This is a genomic window from Bacillus swezeyi, from assembly GCF_001969815.1.
GTDB lineage: Bacteria > Bacillota > Bacilli > Bacillales > Bacillaceae > Bacillus > Bacillus swezeyi.
This window is the reverse complement of record NZ_MRBK01000085.1, coordinates 1-1,561: the sequence shown is the minus strand read 5'-3', so window position 1 is coordinate 1,561 and position 1,561 is coordinate 1. Positions and strand designations below refer to the sequence as shown.

Here is a 1,561-nt window from a genome sequence, read left to right as displayed (position 1 = left end):
ATGGTGAAATCGGGAATTTCACTGTTTGTGCTGTCGGAAAGCAGGCAGAGAACGCCTTCTTTTCCGATTTCAGCCATCTTGGTCAAGTTGGCTGGTTCGCCTACCGGAGTAAAATCGAATTTAAAGTCACCGGTATGTACGATGTTTCCTTGCGGCGTTTTGACGACAACTCCGTATGAGTCCGGAATGCTGTGGGTCGTCCTGAAGAAGGAAACCGACGTTTTTCTGAATTTGACAATGTCGTCTTCTTCTATAATATGAAGTTTTGTCTGGCGCAGCAGGCCGTGTTCTTCAAGTTTTTTTCTTAGGAGGCCGATCGCAAGGTGTCCGCCGTAAACCGGAATGTTCACTTGTTTCAGCAGGTATGGGATGCCTCCAATGTGGTCCTCATGTCCGTGCGTGATAAAAAGACCTTTGATCTTTTCTTCATTTTTGACTAAATACGTGTAATCAGGGATGACATAATCGATTCCGAGAAGCTCGTCCTCCGGAAACTTAATACCGGCATCGATAAGCACGATCTCGTCCTGAAATTGAACACCGTACGTATTTTTGCCGATTTCCCCCAGTCCTCCGAGGGCAAATACAGCCGTTTGATCATTTTTAACAAATTTCATTCACTCATAACTCCAATACTTTAAAATTTTCGCTTTGCTTTTCATAATCTAAAAAAGCGCCTTCAACTCGTTGTACAAACTCAATGTTGTAATTGTACTTTTTTAATTTAGATCTGACTTCACGTTCAGATTGAGCTTCCACAAAAGTTGAATCTGTTTTTTCACGAACAGGTACTTCGTCAGTGCTTGCTTGAAAAAATACCTTATAAATCATCCAAATCTCTCCTTAACTGCCGATTGTTAGACTCATCTTTCTATTATATGCGAAATTGCTTCATAAGAAAAGTGTTGAGAAAAAAAGGACCCTTCCATAAGTGTGAAGGTCCTTTTAGGCAATCGATTTTCTGCGCATCATGCCATTAAGCTGTTTTTTGAGTTTTTTTCGCAGACGGCGAAGCATTTCGATTCCTCCCTTCTCTGACTTGTCCCGTGGCGGCCTTATATCTTAGTTCTATTATATGATGAATTTGTCTATTGTTACATGGATATTATTGGCATGTGAATTTTGTTTTGATTTTAAGATGTAAAGGTTTTCTGAATGCCGCAGTTTTTGTATGATGGAACAGGAGAACTATAAATCATACGAACTAAGGGAGAAGGATTCACAATTATGGATAAAAAACTGCTTTTCTTTGATATTGACGGAACCATTTACGACCATGATAAACAGACCCCCGCGAGCGCGAAACAGGCCATTTCTGATTTGAAAGCGCACGGCCACCATGTCTTCATCGCATCCGGACGTGCTCCGTTTATGGTCAGTCCGGTTCTTGAAGAGCTGGGCATTCATTCTTTTGTCTCATATAACGGACAATATGTCGTATTTGAGGGAGAGGTCATCTATAAAAATCCTCTTTCTGAACATTCCCTGGAAGCTTTGCTCGAGCATTCGGACAGCTGCGGCCATCCCATCGTCTTCATGGGAGAAGAGGGGATGCGCTCTT

At 41.9% G+C, this 1,561-nt stretch carries 3 protein-coding genes; 1 reads left to right on the top strand and 2 read right to left on the bottom strand.

What is annotated here, in order from left to right:
• Both BTA30_RS22360 and BTA30_RS22355 read right to left on the bottom strand, forming a co-directional pair.
• Nucleotides 1–617, bottom strand: a 617-nt coding sequence (locus tag BTA30_RS22360) for a ribonuclease J (protein WP_142243732.1), incomplete at its 3' end; no start/stop codon positions are given.
• A gap of 4 nt (nt 618–621) precedes the next feature.
• Complete coding sequence (locus BTA30_RS22355) at nt 622–831, bottom strand: DNA-dependent RNA polymerase subunit epsilon (RefSeq protein ID WP_076764270.1); 210 nt, start codon at nt 829–831, stop codon at nt 622–624.
• 396 nt (nt 832–1,227) lie between these two features.
• On the opposite strand from BTA30_RS22355, the gene BTA30_RS22350 reads away from it, so the two are divergent.
• The coding region (locus BTA30_RS22350) for an HAD hydrolase family protein (RefSeq protein WP_158027688.1) at nt 1,228–1,561 on the top strand (334 nt) is incomplete at its 3' end.